Source organism: Pseudomonas sp. GW821-FHT02A08 (assembly GCF_059422045.1).
This window is the reverse complement of record NZ_JBWKWD010000032.1, coordinates 1-15,236: the sequence shown is the minus strand read 5'-3', so window position 1 is coordinate 15,236 and position 15,236 is coordinate 1. Positions and strand designations below refer to the sequence as shown.

Sequence of the window (15,236 nt, the reverse complement as noted above, 5' to 3'; positions counted from 1 at the left end):
TCAGGAGCAAGGCAGCCCCCCATGGATTATTTCGGACCGCATATTTTCGGTTATACCATCGCCCTGCTGCACTCGCTGGGCATGATCGCGGCCGTACACGCCGTGTTGACCGTCCGTACCGCCCAAGGCTCGATCGCCTGGGCCCTGTCGCTGTTTTTCATCCCTTACCTCACGCTGATCCCGTACCTGATGTTCGGCCGCAGCACCTTTGATGGCTACATCAAGGCCCGCCGGCAGGCCAACGAGGAGATGCGCAAGGCCGTTTCCGAACTGAACTGGCGGCCCTGGGTAGAAGAAGCCCTCACCGCCCGCGCTTCTTCTGCCTACGCCTCACTCAGAGCGATGCCCAGGCTCGGACACATGCCGTGCCTGGCCAATAACCAGACGCGGTTGTTGATCAACGGCCAGTCGACATTCGACGCCATTTTCGATGCCATCAGCCAGGCCAGGGAAGCCGTGCTGATCCAGTTTTTCATCGTCCACGACGACCGTCTCGGCCAACGCCTGCAAACTTTGCTATTGAAGAAAGCCGCCGAAGGCGTGGCGATCTACCTGCTGTATGACCGAGTCGGCAGCCACTCCCTGCCCCAGGGTTACGTGCAGGCCTTGCGTGATGGCGGGGTCGAGGTGAAGGCTTTTGGCCCTCGTAGTGGCTGGTTCAATCGCTTTCAGGTGAACTTTCGCAACCATCGCAAAATAGTGGTGGTGGACGGCATTCTCGGCTTCGTTGGCGGGCACAACGTCGGCGACGAATACATGGGCGAGAAACCGCCCCTGGCCCCCTGGCGCGATACCCACGTGCAAGTGCGCGGGCCAGTGGTGGCGTGCATGCAGGAGTCTTTCGCCGAAGACTGGTTCTGGGTGGCGCGCGCCCTGCCGCCGCTGATCCTGCCTGAGGTTTATCCGGAAGACGGCGTGCTGTGCCAGTTGCTCGCCAGCGGCCCGGCAGACGCCTGCGAAACCTGTTCTCTGTTCTTTGTCGAAGCGATCCATGCAGCGACGGATCGGGTCTGGATCACCAGCCCGTACTTCATCCCCGATGAAGCCGTGTTCGCGGCGTTGCGCCTGGCGGTACTGCGGGGTGTGGATGTACGCCTGCTGTTGCCGTCTCGGCCCGACCATAGAATCGTCTACGCCGCCTCCAGCCTCTACGCTTTCGAAGCCGTGCGCGCCGGTGTGCGGGTATTCCGTTACGAGCCCGGATTCCTGCACCAGAAAGTGGTGTTGATCGACAGCGAAATCAGCGCCATCGGCAGCGCCAACCTGGACAACCGTTCGTTCCGGCTGAATTTCGAAGTGATGTTGCTGACCGTCGACAGCGCCTTTGCCGCCGAGGTGGAACAGATGCTCAACGACGACTTCGCCAACGCCCACGAAGTCGCCAAAGAAGAAGGCCGGGAGACCCACCGCCTGCAGCAGGTCGGCATGCGGGTCGCCCGGCTTATTTCACCGATTCTCTAGAGGTAGATATCGTCACGGGTCCATGGCAGTTCATGACTGCCATCGGCGTGGGCCTTAACCGCGAGAATCTGGTGCAGGTTGATCCAGCCCCGGGCAAACGCATAGGCGCAACCGGCCAGGTACAGCCGCCAGATGCGCAGGACTTGTTCCGGTACCAGCCTGGACGCCGCTTCGAGGTTGTCTTCCAGGCGTTCGCTCCAGTGATCGAGCGTACGAGCGTAGTGCAGGCGCAAACTCTCGACGTCGACGATTTCAAGCCCCGCCTCACTGATCTCGGCAGAGATCATCGACAGGTGCGGCAGCTCGCCATTGGGGAACACATATTTCCCGATGAAATCTCCGGCACCACGTCCTACCGGACGGCCATCAGTGTATTTGGCGGTGATCCCGTGGTTCATCACCAGGCCGCCTTCTTTGACCGCGCCGAACAAGGTATTGCAGTACTCGGCCAGATTGGCATGACCAACGTGTTCGAACATGCCGACGCTGACCACTTTGTCGAAACGGCCATCCTGGGGCAGATCGCGATAGTCGAGCAGTTGCAGTTCGACCAGGTCCTCCAGGCCCTCCGCTTTCACGCGTTCCCGGGCCAGGGCCAACTGCTCCTTGCTGAGGGTGATACCGAACACTCTCGCGCCAAATTCTCGCGCCGCAAAACGCGCCAATCCGCCCCACCCGCAACCCACATCCAGCAGATACTCACCAGGCTGCAGGCGCAGCTTGCGGCACAAATGACGGAACTTGGCTTGCTGGGCCTGCTCGAGGCTTTCACTGCCGGTCTCGAAGTAGGCGCAGGAATACGCCATGTCGCTGTCGAGCCACAGTTGATAGAACGCGTTGGAAAGGTCGTAGTGGTAGGAAATCGCCTTGGCGTCTGTCTCTTTGTCGTGAACGCTGCGCACAGGCAGATTGTCATCGTCTTCGTCCAGCAACGCCTGGCTCCATTCATCGCAGACGCGGATCACCTCGCTGATGGAGCCTTCGAGTTCCAGCTTGCCTTCGACAAAAGCAGCACCGAGGGCGTCCAGGCTTGGATGGGTAAACTGGGTGACCATTTGTGGGTCCTTGACCACAATCGTGACGCTGGGCGCCGGTCCCAGATTGAGTTCATGGCCGTCCCAGAGTCTCAGGCGAAGCGGTAATTGCAGATTCTGTAAGGCCGGTGGAAGTTGCGCGAGCATGGAGAATTCCCCTTGTTTCAGACGTCTGAACAGAGGGTAGACCATCTTTGAAAAATAGCTGGCTATCGAATTAATAGCCGTTTTCAATGATTCGCGACGCCTACATCTGCCACCGCGAACGCTCAAAATGATGTGCCCTCATCTCCAATGACTACGAACCGGGCGCACAGTTCTAAAAAAGTTTTAGCCCCGTGATTACCCGGTTTAGAGCATTCGCCTTCAGGTTTCGTCCTTGAACTTGAACAGCGGGTCCTGGAACCGCAGCAAACGACCGGCATTGCCCAACACCAGCAAGGTGCTGAGGTTATGTAGCAACGCTGCAATCATCGCCCCGGCAGCGCCAAGCCAACCGAACGCGGCGAAGGCCACGATCGCCAGGGTCCAGCCCAGTCCGATGATCACATTAACCTGCAACGTCTGGCGGCACTGACGGCTCAGGCGCACACAGGTGCCGAGGCGGCGCAGGTCACTGCCGATCAGCACGATGTCCGCCGATGCCAGGGCGATGTCCGCACCGCCCGCGCCCATCGCTACCCCCACCACCCCAGCTTTGAGGGCCAAGGAGTCGTTGATGCCATCGCCGACCACCATCGGCCGGAAGCCGCTGTCGATTTCCTTGAGCACGCGGTTGAGTTTGTCTTCGGGCAAGGCTTGCGCTTCGACGTCACTGATCCCGACATCCCGGGCTAACGTCTGCGCGACGCTGTGACGGTCACCGGTGAGCAACAACTGGCGACCCAATCCGAGGTCGCGCAACTCACTCAGGGCAAACTGCGCCTCGGGTTTGACGCTGTCGGCCAATAACAGCCAGGCGAGGAATTCACCATTGAGCGCCAGCCCGGCAATCGGACCGTCATGATCGGGAACCGCCGTTGTGCTGATGCCGAGCTGCGTAAACAACTCCGGCCGGCCGAGCGCCGCTTCGCCCTGCCCGGTCATTGCCACCACGCCCAGGCCCTGGCGTTCGTGAATGTCAGAGAGCAACAGGAAATGCTCCTGGGTCACCAACCCCGCGAGCGCACGGCTGACCGGGTGACTGCTGGCCGAGCCGAGGCTGGCGGCGAGCTTGAGGACATGACTGTGATCCTCCAGCGGACTGTCGATGGATTGCAGGCGCAAGGTGCCGAAGGTCAGCGTCCCGGTCTTGTCGACCACCAATGAAGTCAGGTCCGCCAACTCCTCAAGGAACGCAGAACTGCGGATCAGAATCCCGTGGCGTGCCGCTACCGCCACCCCGGCAATAGCCGTCGCCGGTGCCGACAACACCAACGCACAAGGACAGGCCGCCACCAACACCGCGAGCATCGCTTGAGCGTTGTTGGTGATGAACCAGGTCACGGCGGCCAGCAACAACACCAGCACCATGTAGCTGCCGGCGTAACGTTCCAGCAGACGCGTGATCGGTGGTTTCGAGCGCTCGGCGTTTTGCATCAGGGCGATGACTTTGCCGAGGGTCGATTCGTGGCCGGTGCGGGTCACTTCGATTCGCAGCAGACCATCGAGGTTGATCGCCCCGCCGAACACCGACATGCCGGCGCCTACCTCCATCGGTACCGATTCGCCGGTAATGGAGGCAGTGTCCAGACTGGCCTGACCGGACAACACCCGACCATCCGCCGGCACCCGGTCCCCGGCGCGGACCTCGACCAGGTCGCCCGCCTTGAGCGTGCCGTTGTCGACTTCGATGATGGAGCCGTCCGCCTGAATTTTACGCGCGTGGCTGCGGGTCAGTTTGCCGAGGGCATGAATCGCCTCCTGGGAACCGATCACGCTACGCTCTTCCAGTACGTGGCCGAAGATCATGATGATCGGCAACAGGGCCGCCGTCAGCAGATCCCCGGTGGCCCAGGCACCCAGCATGGCCAGGGCGATCAATTGATCGGTGATGCCGTGCAGACTTGGATAACGCAGGCTGTACCAGGCCGAGCGCATGACCGGCACGGCGACCAGCAGCGAGGAAAAACCCAGCAGCAACTGACTGACGCCAGTCTGCTCCGGTGCCAGCCAACGCCAGATCAGGCCCAGCGCGAGAAGGCCCAACGCGAGCATGGCCAGGGTCAACTGGCGCGCGGCGCGGCGCTGTTCGGCCGAAGACAACAGGCTCGGTGCGACAGCGGTTTGAGCGGTCATTGTGCAGCTCCCTGAATGATCAGGCGGGAATCGTCTTTGGGGTCGACCGTGGTGACCGAACCGGCTTGTCCGAGAATTTTCGGCATCCGCTCGCGATAGATGCGCAGCAGCATTTGCGGCTCAGTGCCCTGTTGTTGCGCCTTGGCCAGGCTCAACACCGTGGCCGTGTCGGTGGATGCTTTGGCCAGTCGTTCGCTGGCCTGGGCATGGGCAACTTGCAGTGTTCTGTCGGCTTGCTCGTTGGCGGTCTGCGTCAGCTTTTCGGCTTCGGTACGCGCATTGGCCACGGCTTTGTCGGCCTGCTGACTGGCTGTCAGAACCGCATTGAAGGCATTCACTGCCGGGCTTGGCAGACTCGATTGCACATCGACCCGCGCCACCTCGATCCCCAATCCCTGCCCCGTCGCCGTGAGTTCGGCAAGACGCTGGTTGATGCCCTGCACCAGGTCGCCTCGCAAGCGCTCGCGTCGTTCCGCCGCCTGACTGTCAGCGCCGATCAGCTCTGGCCGGGCGACCAGAATCGTGTCCAGATCCCGTGCAGCGGTGAGCGCCACAGCGCTGCGGGTGACTAACCGATCCAGTGCGGGCAACACGTGTTCGCCTTGAAGCACGAACGCATAAGGTTCGGTGACTTTATAGAAGACCCGGACATCCAGTTGCACCACTCCGGCATCACCGGTCAGCAGATAACCTGAGCCTGCCAATGCATCACTGATTGGCGTAGCAAAGCTGGCCACGCGATCTGCCTGGATCGCGGCACCACTGCGCAACAGACTATCCACTCGACGCTCGATCACCCGATCCGCCGCCGGCAACAAAATCACCTGCTCAAACGGTTGCGGCCAGGCCAACAACAGCCCGGCATTCTGAATGCGATCCAGCGCACCGAAATGCAAAACCACCGCACGATTTTGTGGATCGATCTGCCGCACATTGGAAAACGCCCACGCCAATGCCGCCAACACCGTCACCGCGTACAGGGCGAGAAACGCCAAGCGCCCGGCCTGAATCCAGGGGCTGCTCAACTCATTTGTTCCACGTGGAACCAAATTCATGGCTGCGATCCGGACTTGTTGTCGAGGCTCGGCGGACCGTCAACCAACACTCGGAACGGTGCGGCATCGGTGCGCAGAATCAGCTTGGTCCCGGGCGTTACCACCGTGCCCAATGTGTCGAGCGAGCGCAGCAGGTTGTAGAGTTGCGGCGATTCTGCGTAGGCGCGACCGTAAATCTGCGCGGCTTCCACCCGCGATTGCGCTTCGATATCTGCCGCTTTCACTGTGGCATCGGCCTGCACAATTCGCGCATCGCGCTCGGCAGCGGAACGAATTTGTGCGGCTTCACGCTTGCCGATAGCTGTGCGCTCAGTGGCGATGGTTTCACGCTCGGCGCGCATCCGGTCGACCGTCGCGGTGAGTGTCACCGAAGGCAGCGTCAATCGTTCGATGCCGACCTGCAACACACGCACGCCATAAGTGGTGAGCAGTTGCTGATCGATTTGCTTGCGCAGTTGGGCTTCGAAATCGGTAATGCGCACCTGGCTGGCATCGGTATTGACCAGGTTCGCCAGATCAAAACTACTGGCGGTGGTTTCCAGTGCAGAGCCGACAAAAGTGCGAATCTGCCGCGCGGCTTCATCGGGCTGGTTCTGCACCGCGCGCATGAAACGTTGCACATTGTCCGGATCGCCCTGCACCTGCCACGCTACATAGGCCTGAACGATGATGCGCAAACCGTCCCGGGTGCCGACATCTTGCAAACCGCTGGACGTGGTGCGCAGTCGCAGATCCACCGGGATCGCCGCCTCGAACGGTGCCGGCCAGCGCCAACCCAGCCCCGGTTCCAGCAAGACTCGGGATGGATTTCCGAAGCGCGTGATTACCGTGGCTTCCCCCGAGCGTACCTGCACCAGGCTTGCGGCGGCCACCGCAAACGCCACCAGCAATGCAGCCCAACCCATGCGGCGCCATGGGAATGGACCGGCCTGTTGCGGATCGCCGTGATGATGGTGATGACCGTGGTGGTGATGCCCGCCATGGCCGTGATCGTGGCCGACGTGGTCATCGTGATCGTGGGTATGGGACTGGCTCAATTGGCAGCTCCTGGCTGAGCGGTTTTACTCGACGACGCAGAGTCAACCGGCAGCGTGAACGTACGGAGGTCGATGGTCGGCGCATTGCTGCTGCCGCCCAGACGATGATCGATCACCAGCAATCTGGCGTTGGCCAAACCCTGGGACAACTGATTGAAATACTGCTCCAGTACGAAGGCTTGGCCAGCACTGGCATAGGCTTTCTGTTCGGCGTTGAATTTCAGGTCCGCAGCTTGCGCACCAGCGTTGATTTCACGGGCGCTGGCCGTCGCCTGATCGCGGGAGATGCTGGCCTGCAACTGCGCCTGGTTGGTAGCCTCGGCAGCGGCGCCGCGTTCTCGGGCGATCAAGGCTTGCACACCAATCTGCGCCGCTTGCACGCCGTGATAGGCATTGGCTGCACCGGCCGGAGGGTGAATCGCCTCGACCACCGTGGCGAGAATTTCCACGCCGCTGTCGAGTTTTTGCAGGTCCGCCTGGACGGCGCGGCCGATCTCTTCGGCCAGCCCTACCCTGTCCTCGCCAAGCAAACCGTCGAGGGTGCGCGAGGCGAAGTCGTGAACCAGGATTCGGCTGGCGGTGCTGCGAATCAACATCGGCACATCGGTGCTGTTATAGGTCGCGGCCAGCGCTGCCTCATCGCTCAGACCGATGCGATAGACGAAGCGCACGTCCATGTTGACGATCTGAAAGCTCTGCTTGTCGGCTCGGCTGCTGGCGATCACCTGGGATTTGTCGTTCACATGGCTAGCGTCCCACAGGCGATTGGCAATCGCCGGGGCCGGGCCTTCGGCGAGGTCGGCCTGAGCGGGGGGCGAGGTTTCTCCAACACTGGTGGCCAACTCGTGAACCACGCCATTCTCGACGCTCAACACCCGGCCCAATGGCCAAGGCAAACCCATATGCAAACCTGGGCCGAACACCTCCACCGGCTTGCCGAATCGCTCGTAGATGCCACGCCCTTGCAGGGCGATTTCGTGAATGCCGGTCAGCGACCAGCCAACGAGCGACACCACCGCCAGCACTGGCAGGAACGCCCGACGCATGTAAGTGAAGGCCCAAATCTGCCGCAGATCGATGCCGAAGCGGTTATGCAATTCGTGCTGCAACGCCAGCAATGGCTGTGGTGGCCAGCGCAGCATGTCGGCGACAAAACTGCGCGCCAGCAGCTCCGGTTCCAGGCGTTCGCGGCGCGGGCTGAACAATGACAACACCGCGCGCAGCAACAGTTCTGCTGCCACCAACCCCGGCAGCAGTCCGATCAACACAGCCAGGCGTACGGGCCATATCGACGTTTCATCGGCAAACAACAGACAAAAGGCACCGAGCACCAGGCTGATGATTGCCACACGCGTCAATTGCGCCAACGCGGCAGCTTCAGGCCATTGCGCGGGGTTTTCCTGGGCCAGATGGCGCTCCATCACCAACAGGCCGAATGCCAAAAGCAAGGAGCACGCCGCCCCGACAGTGGCTGCCAGGCCCAACGCAGCCGGAGGCAACGTGAGGTTCCAGGCCTGTTCGACGCCCACCAGCGCCAACACGGCCCAACCGCCCAGCCACAGCGTCGGCGCGCCTATTTGCCTGAGCAGATGCTGCGATTGTCGGCTGATCCGGTCCAGCAAGCGTTCATACCACCCCGAAGGCGCGACAGATTCGTCGACAACGCCCTCCGGCACCACGGGATTCATTCCGCGGGCACGCCACTGGGCCACCCACCAGGCCGATTGCGCACCCGCCATCAACACCACAGACGCCGCGCTCAGGTTCAGCAGCAACGCTGGCCACAGTGTTTGCGAAGAAAACAGCCAGGCAAAAGATGCCAGCAGCACACCTACCGTCGCGAGCATGCCCGCACCGATGGCGAACTGGCGTAACCGTCGCCATTGTATGACCGCCTGCTGAAAGCGCGGCAACCCGGCTAACGGCGCTTCATCAACATCGAGATCGACTTGCATACCACCCCAGAGTGTCTTCGCTAACATGGCAATTCGTTACGATATAACGAAAATGGTGAAATTTCCGTATTCAAGCGCGCCATCTAAAGATGCCCAACCTGTCGCGTACCTGAAGCCTTGACCGAAATACGGCAGAACGCACATATTACGATCGTAATTTTATCCAGGAACTACTTTTACCCATCCCTACCCCTTTCGATCCAGGAGTACATCCATGAGCACTTATGACGTCGTGATACTTGGCGGTGGCCCCGGTGGTTACAACGCGGCGATCCGCGCCGGACAACTGGGTCTGAAAGCAGCCTGCGTGGAAGGACGCGCCACACTCGGCGGCACCTGCCTGAACGTCGGCTGCATGCCATCCAAGGCGTTGCTGCATGCCTCAGAACTGTACGACGCGGCCATGGGTGCGGAATTCGCCAACCTGGGGATCGACGTCAAACCCAGCCTCAACCTCGCCCAGATGATGAAGCAAAAGAATGAAAGCGTTACCGGGCTGACCAAGGGCATCGAGTTTCTGTTCCGCAAGAACAAGGTCGACTGGATCAGAGGCTGGGGCCACATCGACGGGCCGGGCAAAGTCACGGTGACCGATAACGCCGGTGGCAAGACCGTACTGAGCGCCAAGGACATCATCATCGCCACCGGTTCCGAGCCCACGCCTCTGCCCGGCGTGGACATCGATAACAAACGCATCCTCGATTCCACAGGCGCTCTGGCACTGACCGAAGTGCCCAAGCATCTGGTGGTGATCGGCGCTGGCGTGATCGGACTGGAGCTGGGTTCGGTCTGGCGACGCCTGGGGGCACAAGTGACGGTGGTCGAATTCCTCGACCGGATCTGCCCCGGCGTGGACATCGAGGCCGGCAAAACCCTGCAACGTTCCCTCAGCAAACAAGGCTTGAGTTTCAAGTTGAGTTCGAAAGTGACCAGCGCCACCACCTCCGCCAACGGCGTGCAGCTCAGCATCGAGCCTGCCGCTGGCGGTGCAGCCGAGTTGCTGGAAGCGGATTACGTATTGGTGGCCATCGGGCGCCGACCTTATACACAGGGCCTGGGCCTGGAGAACGTCGGCCTCGCCACGGACAAGCGCGGCATGCTCGCCAACAAAGGGCATCGCACCGAAGCCGCCGGGGTCTGGGTGATTGGTGACGTGACCTCGGGTCCCATGCTCGCCCACAAGGCCGAAGACGAAGCCATGGCCTGCGTCGAGCAGATCGTCGGCAAGGCGGGCGAGGTCAATTACAACCTGATCCCCAGTGTGGTCTACACCAAACCGGAACTGGCCAGCGTCGGCAAGACCGAAGAGCAACTCAAGGCGCAAGGCCGGGCGTACAAGGTCGGCAAGTTTCCCTTCACCGCCAACAGCCGGGCGAAGATCAACCACGAAACCGAAGGCTTCGCCAAAGTGCTGGCCGATGAGCACACGGACGAAGTCCTGGGCGTGCATCTGGTCGGCCCGAGCGTCAGTGAAATGATTGGCGAATATTGCGTGGCCATGGAGTTCAGCGCCTCGGCCGAAGACATCGCCCTGACCTGCCACCCACACCCGACCCGCTCCGAGGCCTTGCGTCAGGCGGCGATGAATGTGGAGGGGATGGCGACGCAGATGTAAGACTAGAAGAGTTGCAGTGACTGATTTATCGCCTTCGCGAGCAAGCCCGCTCCCACATGGATTGCGCTGTACCTGTGGGAGCGGGCTTGCTCGCGAATCAGGCGACTCGGTTTAGAGCGGCAAATGCTCCAGCGGTAACGACCCCGGGGCCTTCACCGTATGAATCGCAAAGTTGCTGCGGATGTCGCTCACACCCGGCAGTTTAAGCAAACACCCGGTGAGAAAGCGGTCATAGGCACGCAAGTCCGGTACCACCACCTGCAACAGAAAATCCGACTCTCCTGACACCAGAAACGCCGAAATTACCTCGGGCAATGCCGTTACCGCCAGGCGAAAGGCTTCGGCTTGTTCATCGTTATGGCGCTCGACCTTGACCCCGACAAACACCGTCAGCCCCAACCCCACTTCGTCGCGGTCCAGATTGGCCTGGTAACCGCGAATCACCCCCGCCTCTTCCAGCATCCGCACCCGGCGCAAGCAAGGCGATGCCGACAGGCCGATCTCGTCTGCCAGTTGCACATTGCTCAGGCGGCCATCCCGTTGCAGTGCGGCGAGAATCTTGCGGTCGTAAGCGTCGAGTTTCATGGTTTGGCAGATCCTGATGGTTCAAGCTTGAATAAGTGGCAGATTATGCCAATAGATGACCCGAGAGAAGCTGACAACGCAAGCACCTGCCCCGCCCTTCAGCCCTAGACTGGCACGACCAAATCGACAACGAACGGGGTGCGACATGCAAGCTCTCTGGCTGTTTTTCATGGCACTGGCAGTGGTCTACCTGTTGCCAGGGCCCGACATGATCCTGCTGTTGCAGACCGGCGCCCGCCAGGGCAAAGGCGCCGCGCTGGCCACGGCCGTGGGCCTGGGCATCGCCCGTGGTTGCCATGTGGCATTGGCAGCGCTGGGGCTGGCGGCACTGTTCAAGGCCGCGCCCTGGACCTTCGACATGGTGCGCCTGGCCGGCGCCGCGTATCTGCTGTGGATCGGCATTCAGTGCCTGCGAACCACGATGCTGCCGAGCCTCACCAGCGCCGACGCAACCGGCGAAAAACCACGTTGGGGCGCAGCCATCCGACGCGGGCTGCTGACCAACCTGCTCAACCCCAAGGCACTGTTGTTCTGCTCGGTGCTGCTGCCGCAATTCATCGACCCACAGGCCGGGCCGGTGCTCGGGCAATTTGCGACCTTGGGCGTGGTGCTGGTCGGCGTCGGTTTGCTGTTCGACAGCGCTTACGCCCTGGTCGGCGCGGCACTGGGCCGTTGGCTGCAACGCAGCCCCTCAGCCCAGCGCCTGCAACAATGGTTGTTCGCCAGCCTGTTGATCGGTTTCGCCGTGCGGCTGACCTTTGTGCAACAGGCTTGAACCTCACTGCGCCTTGCGGCGGCGACGCTTGAACATCAAAAGCGCGGCTGCCGCGAACACCACTACGCTACCGATCTGTAAGGGTGTCTTGTACGGCCGCAAGGCCGAACGCGCAGCGTCGGTGGCCTGGGTCACATAGCGTTTGTCGGCGTTCTCGAAGTCGGGATACGGGCACTGGTGGCCAAAGTCGGCGGCCCATTCCACGTAAGGCCCTTCTTTGACATAACGCTGATAAATCGCACTTTGCTCCTCGAGACTGCTGTTCCACCCAGACGCCTCGCACAGTACCGCCGCGAACGCCTGACTGGTGTGAGGCAAGTTATCTGCCGCCTTGCTCGCCAGCGCCGTGGCCACGAAGCGATAGTGGTAACGCTGATCAGGCTGGGCAGCGCTGGCCTGCTGACGCTTCACTTCGTCCTCGGCCACCAATGGACCTACCTTCAGATCGGCGCTTTCAAGCATGTAGTTACCGCCGAACGTGGCGTAATCCGGCGCCATTTCGTAGCCCAGAATGTCCATGCCCCACTCGCGGGCCGTCCAGGCCGCATTGAACAGCGCAGCGGCGCGACGGGTCGGCCACCAGGCTGAATCAGCCGCCAGGCGTTGCTCGCCATACAGCCTGGCTTTGTGCCGCAAGCCGTCATTATCAAAGTACGCCGGCGCCTCCTCGTAATGCCCCTCGCGCAACAAGCGCCGCCCAAGCAGATTGCGCAGACTTGCCGCCACCGGCAAGGGCACGTAGTTGTCGCGGTCCTGCTGGCTGAGCGGCGGCGGTGCCGGCACTTGAGTGTCGACATAGTGCTTGAGTTCTTCGAGGGTCAACACGCGCTCGGCAACGGTGGCGGCGTCGAACCAGTAAATGCTTTGGCTGCGATACAGCTGATCGAAGGCTTGCAGGTAATCCCCGCGTTGCAAGGCCAGGATCGCGCTTTCACCCTCGACCCGACATTTGGGCTGAAGCGTTTCGTAATCGTAGTCCGGGGTCCGTCGCTCGCCCCATGATTCATTCTGCGGAAAAGCCTGGGCTGCTTTGGCATAAGCTGCGGCAGCCGCGCTCTTATCGCCCTCGCGCACCGCCAGTTTCGCCCGCAGCCACCAGGCCAACCCGCCATCGCCAGCATGTTCGAGGAAAGCCTTGGCGCTGGCGTAATCACCCTGTTGATAATTCATCGCCGCCAGGCGGTCGGCGTTTTCTAGACTGCCGCGAGTGCTGTTTTGCAGCAGTTTGATCATTTTTTGTTCGCTGGGCGGTTGATCGCCGAATGACCAACCCAATCGGCTGATCAGCGATGCAGTCACCAATTGCTGCACGGGCTGGCCCTTGAACAACTCGACCACTTGATCCTCCGGCAGCTTCATCAAGTCCGCCATCAACAGTTTCAGCGATGTGTAGCCCACCGCGGAGCCGTGCAGATTCTGCGTGGCGTACAGCTCGATGGCGCGGTTCCAGTCGCCGGCGGTGCGCACCACCCGGGCTTCTTCGCCGAGGCTGGCGACGCCCAGTTCCAGTGGATCGCTGAAGCCGTCGATGCTCAGTTGCCGGGCTTGCTCGAAGGCCTTGGCGGATTGTTCGAGCAGACCAGGAGCCGCATTGGCTTCGACGCTCATGGCAAACAACGCACGCCCCAGCGAGTAAGCCGCCCAAGTGCTGCGCGAAGCCCGTTGCTCTGCGGGCAGGGCCAGCACTTTCTTGAAATAGCCGGCGGCAAGGGCAGAATCACCTGCGGCAAACGCCACAGCGCCCGCCAGGTACAACCTGAGCTCAGGCGGCAGTTGCGCCCCTTCGGTTTCAACCTGACGGGCATCCGTCAGGCCGCGCAAGTGTTTCACCAACACCTGTTGCTCAGCGGAAAGTCCCGCCTGCTCGGCTTGATCACGCAGCGCTACAGCGTCAGTTTCATCGCTGTGGTCTGCGCCAGCAGTGACGTTCTTCAAGCCTTTGATGGCGTGGCCGAGGCGGCTGATTTCGAAGCTGAAGTTGCCTTCCGGCAGCTCCGCCAGCGACTGGTCCCGGTTATCCAGCAGGCGCATGGGGAAGTCCGGGCCGCAGGCCAGCGCCGAACCCAGCGGCAGACTGAGGCTCAGGCAAAGCAAATGACGCGGCCAGTTACGGGTGAACATTCGAACCTCCTTGATCAATGTGTGCGCAGCGAGCCCAACCAATGGCACGCTGTCCGCCGGCCGGTATTCGGCCATCGCGCAGGCGGGTGAAAGTAAGCAGATCCGGACGCTGTTGCAACGCGTAGCCGGCCAAGGCATCGGCCCCTTCACAGCCGCTGACCGCGAGTGTCAGGCGTTCGGGCCAGGCGCTGTCGAGGTTGCCCTGGTTGCTGAGACCGATGTCATAGAGGCCATTGTCGGCCGAGAGTTCCAGCGCCAATTGACTGTCGAGGACATCGCCACGTGCCACGGCGCGCAAGGTAGTCAGGCTCCAGGCCCGACGGTCGTTGGCCAATGGCAGGCGAAACCAGATCAGACCCGCCAGATGTTTCGGTGGATCGGCCCGCAGCTCGGTACCGAGGGTGCGCAACGACTGTGGATCGGCAAGTAATTCCCGACGCAGTCCTTCACGCTCCACCATCACTTCGCTTTCCACAACAGGTGCACCACCCGCCGACGGCAGCAACGCCACGCCATAGGCCGGCAGCGCCAGATAGAAAGGTTTCGTCGTGATACGGCTCCAGGCCCTCGCCCATTGTCGGGCCTGATCGGCATCGAACAAACCACGACGCGGATCGCTCACTGCGTGCACCTGCAACACACTGCTGTCGACTGTGGATAACAGCGCCGGCAGTTCGCGACTGTCGAGCCAGGACGGCAACGCGGTGATGCTCAGCGGCAGCGACGTCGGCAATGCCCCCCGCAAATTCGCGAGAAACTTGCGGTAGGCCGGTAGCCGAGCGTTACCGGCGTCGTGGTCGATTTCCACGCCGGCGAGGTTCAATCCCTGTCCCTGCCAATCACTGATCACCTGCCGGATTTGCGCTGTGATCTCATCCTGATCGAGTGCCTTGAGCTGCCCGTCCAGGCGCACCACCGCAATCACCGGCCGACCATCACGCTTGAGCAGTGCCGGGTCAATCCGCGCCCGACTCCAGCCAGCGTTGGGGAAAGCCTGCAAGGCCAGCACCCGCAACGTTGAAAAGTCGGCACGGCTGTCCTTGAGGGCGGCTTCGTGGGCCGTCGTCCACTGCCGCTGCCAGACGTAGAGTTGCTGATCCAGCGGCGGTGCATCCTGCCTTTCGCATCCGGAGGTGAGCACCAGCGCCAGCAGCAAGGCGATCGAGCGAGTGAAAAAAACCATTGAAACGCCTGTTCCTGAAATGCAGAAAGGGCCTCTGCGGCTAATACCGATCCTGTAGCAACTGGCGTAGCCTGCGTCCGGCTGCGCAGCAGTCGTAAATCCGGCTTGCACGATCTCTCTGACGTACCGCGAACTCTG

At 61.5% G+C, this 15,236-nt stretch carries 11 protein-coding genes; 3 read left to right on the top strand and 8 right to left on the bottom strand.

Translation table 11 applies throughout. From position 1 onward, the window contains the following. Positions 1 to 21: 21 nt before the first annotated feature. The gene (gene cls, locus AC07W4_RS20750; RefSeq protein ID WP_495033790.1) at positions 22 to 1,461 is read left to right on the top strand and encodes a cardiolipin synthase; all 1,440 of its coding nucleotides are present in this window, start codon (positions 22 to 24) and stop codon (positions 1,459 to 1,461) included. Here cls and cfaB read toward each other — a convergent pair. The 5 genes from cfaB to hflK (AC07W4_RS20725) all read right to left on the bottom strand — a co-directional run bounded on the left by cfaB (position 1,458) and on the right by hflK (AC07W4_RS20725) (position 8,819). Continuing rightward, positions 1,458 to 2,642, bottom strand: a complete 1,185-nt coding sequence (cfaB, locus tag AC07W4_RS20745) for a C17 cyclopropane fatty acid synthase CfaB (RefSeq protein ID WP_495033789.1) — start codon at positions 2,640 to 2,642, stop codon at positions 1,458 to 1,460. The two genes, cls and cfaB, sit on opposite strands and share 4 nt — an antisense overlap. 219 nt (positions 2,643 to 2,861) lie before the next feature. Beyond that, the gene (locus AC07W4_RS20740) at positions 2,862 to 4,772 is read right to left on the bottom strand and encodes a cation-translocating P-type ATPase (RefSeq protein ID WP_495033788.1); all 1,911 of its coding nucleotides are present in this window, start codon (positions 4,770 to 4,772) and stop codon (positions 2,862 to 2,864) included. Then, positions 4,769 to 5,827, bottom strand: coding sequence for a protease modulator HflK (hflK, locus tag AC07W4_RS20735; protein WP_495033787.1), 1,059 nt, complete (start codon positions 5,825 to 5,827; stop codon positions 4,769 to 4,771). Before hflK (AC07W4_RS20735) ends, AC07W4_RS20740 begins: the two co-directional genes overlap by 4 nt. Next, positions 5,824 to 6,864: a protease modulator HflC gene (hflC, locus tag AC07W4_RS20730; protein WP_495033786.1), complete on the bottom strand. Its 1,041-nt coding sequence runs from the start codon at positions 6,862 to 6,864 to the stop codon at positions 5,824 to 5,826. The genes hflK (AC07W4_RS20735) and hflC overlap by 4 nt, the downstream gene beginning before the upstream one ends. Then, positions 6,861 to 8,819, bottom strand: coding sequence for a protease modulator HflK (gene hflK / locus AC07W4_RS20725; protein ID WP_495033820.1), 1,959 nt, complete (start codon positions 8,817 to 8,819; stop codon positions 6,861 to 6,863). The genes hflC and hflK (AC07W4_RS20725) overlap by 4 nt, the downstream gene beginning before the upstream one ends. A gap of 214 nt (positions 8,820 to 9,033) precedes the next feature. On the opposite strand from hflK (AC07W4_RS20725), the gene lpdA reads away from it, so the two are divergent. Then, a complete protein-coding gene (gene lpdA, locus AC07W4_RS20720; RefSeq protein ID WP_008045642.1) occupies positions 9,034 to 10,434 on the top strand; it encodes a dihydrolipoyl dehydrogenase in 1,401 nt (466 codons plus the stop codon). Positions 10,435 to 10,545: 111 nt separating this feature from the next. Here lpdA and AC07W4_RS20715 read toward each other — a convergent pair whose 3' ends face one another. Beyond that, entirely contained in the window at positions 10,546 to 11,019 is a 474-nt protein-coding gene (locus AC07W4_RS20715; RefSeq protein WP_495033785.1) for an Lrp/AsnC family transcriptional regulator, read from the bottom strand. A gap of 145 nt (positions 11,020 to 11,164) precedes the next feature. Between AC07W4_RS20715 and AC07W4_RS20710 the strand changes: the two genes are divergently transcribed. Continuing rightward, positions 11,165 to 11,794, top strand: coding sequence for a LysE family translocator (locus AC07W4_RS20710; RefSeq protein WP_495033784.1), 630 nt, complete (start codon positions 11,165 to 11,167; stop codon positions 11,792 to 11,794). A 3-nt stretch (positions 11,795 to 11,797) separates the two neighbouring features. On the opposite strand, the gene AC07W4_RS20705 is transcribed toward AC07W4_RS20710, so the two are convergent. Then, positions 11,798 to 13,915, bottom strand: a complete 2,118-nt coding sequence (locus AC07W4_RS20705; protein WP_495033783.1) for a hypothetical protein — start codon at positions 13,913 to 13,915, stop codon at positions 11,798 to 11,800. Next, positions 13,902 to 15,098, bottom strand: a complete 1,197-nt coding sequence (locus AC07W4_RS20700) for a DUF3142 domain-containing protein (protein WP_495033782.1) — start codon at positions 15,096 to 15,098, stop codon at positions 13,902 to 13,904. The genes AC07W4_RS20705 and AC07W4_RS20700 overlap by 14 nt, the downstream gene beginning before the upstream one ends. Between the last annotated feature and the right edge of the window lie 138 nt (positions 15,099 to 15,236).

What these genes read in the sequence shown, in the direction of transcription:
- hflK (WP_495033820.1), bottom strand. Translation starts at nt 8,819, where the DNA reads ATGCAAGTCGATCTCGATGTTGATGAAGCGCCGTTAGCCGGGTTGCCG.
- AC07W4_RS20700 (WP_495033782.1), bottom strand. Translation starts at nt 15,098, where the DNA reads ATGGTTTTTTTCACTCGCTCGATCGCCTTGCTGCTGGCGCTGGTGCTC.
- cfaB (WP_495033789.1), bottom strand. Translation starts at nt 2,642, where the DNA reads ATGCTCGCGCAACTTCCACCGGCCTTACAGAATCTGCAATTACCGCTT.
- cls (WP_495033790.1), top strand. Translation starts at nt 22, where the DNA reads ATGGATTATTTCGGACCGCATATTTTCGGTTATACCATCGCCCTGCTG.
- hflK (WP_495033787.1), bottom strand. Translation starts at nt 5,827, where the DNA reads ATGAATTTGGTTCCACGTGGAACAAATGAGTTGAGCAGCCCCTGGATT.
- AC07W4_RS20740 (WP_495033788.1), bottom strand. Translation starts at nt 4,772, where the DNA reads ATGACCGCTCAAACCGCTGTCGCACCGAGCCTGTTGTCTTCGGCCGAA.
- lpdA (WP_008045642.1), top strand. Translation starts at nt 9,034, where the DNA reads ATGAGCACTTATGACGTCGTGATACTTGGCGGTGGCCCCGGTGGTTAC.
- AC07W4_RS20705 (WP_495033783.1), bottom strand. Translation starts at nt 13,915, where the DNA reads ATGTTCACCCGTAACTGGCCGCGTCATTTGCTTTGCCTGAGCCTCAGT.
- AC07W4_RS20715 (WP_495033785.1), bottom strand. Translation starts at nt 11,019, where the DNA reads ATGAAACTCGACGCTTACGACCGCAAGATTCTCGCCGCACTGCAACGG.
- AC07W4_RS20710 (WP_495033784.1), top strand. Translation starts at nt 11,165, where the DNA reads ATGCAAGCTCTCTGGCTGTTTTTCATGGCACTGGCAGTGGTCTACCTG.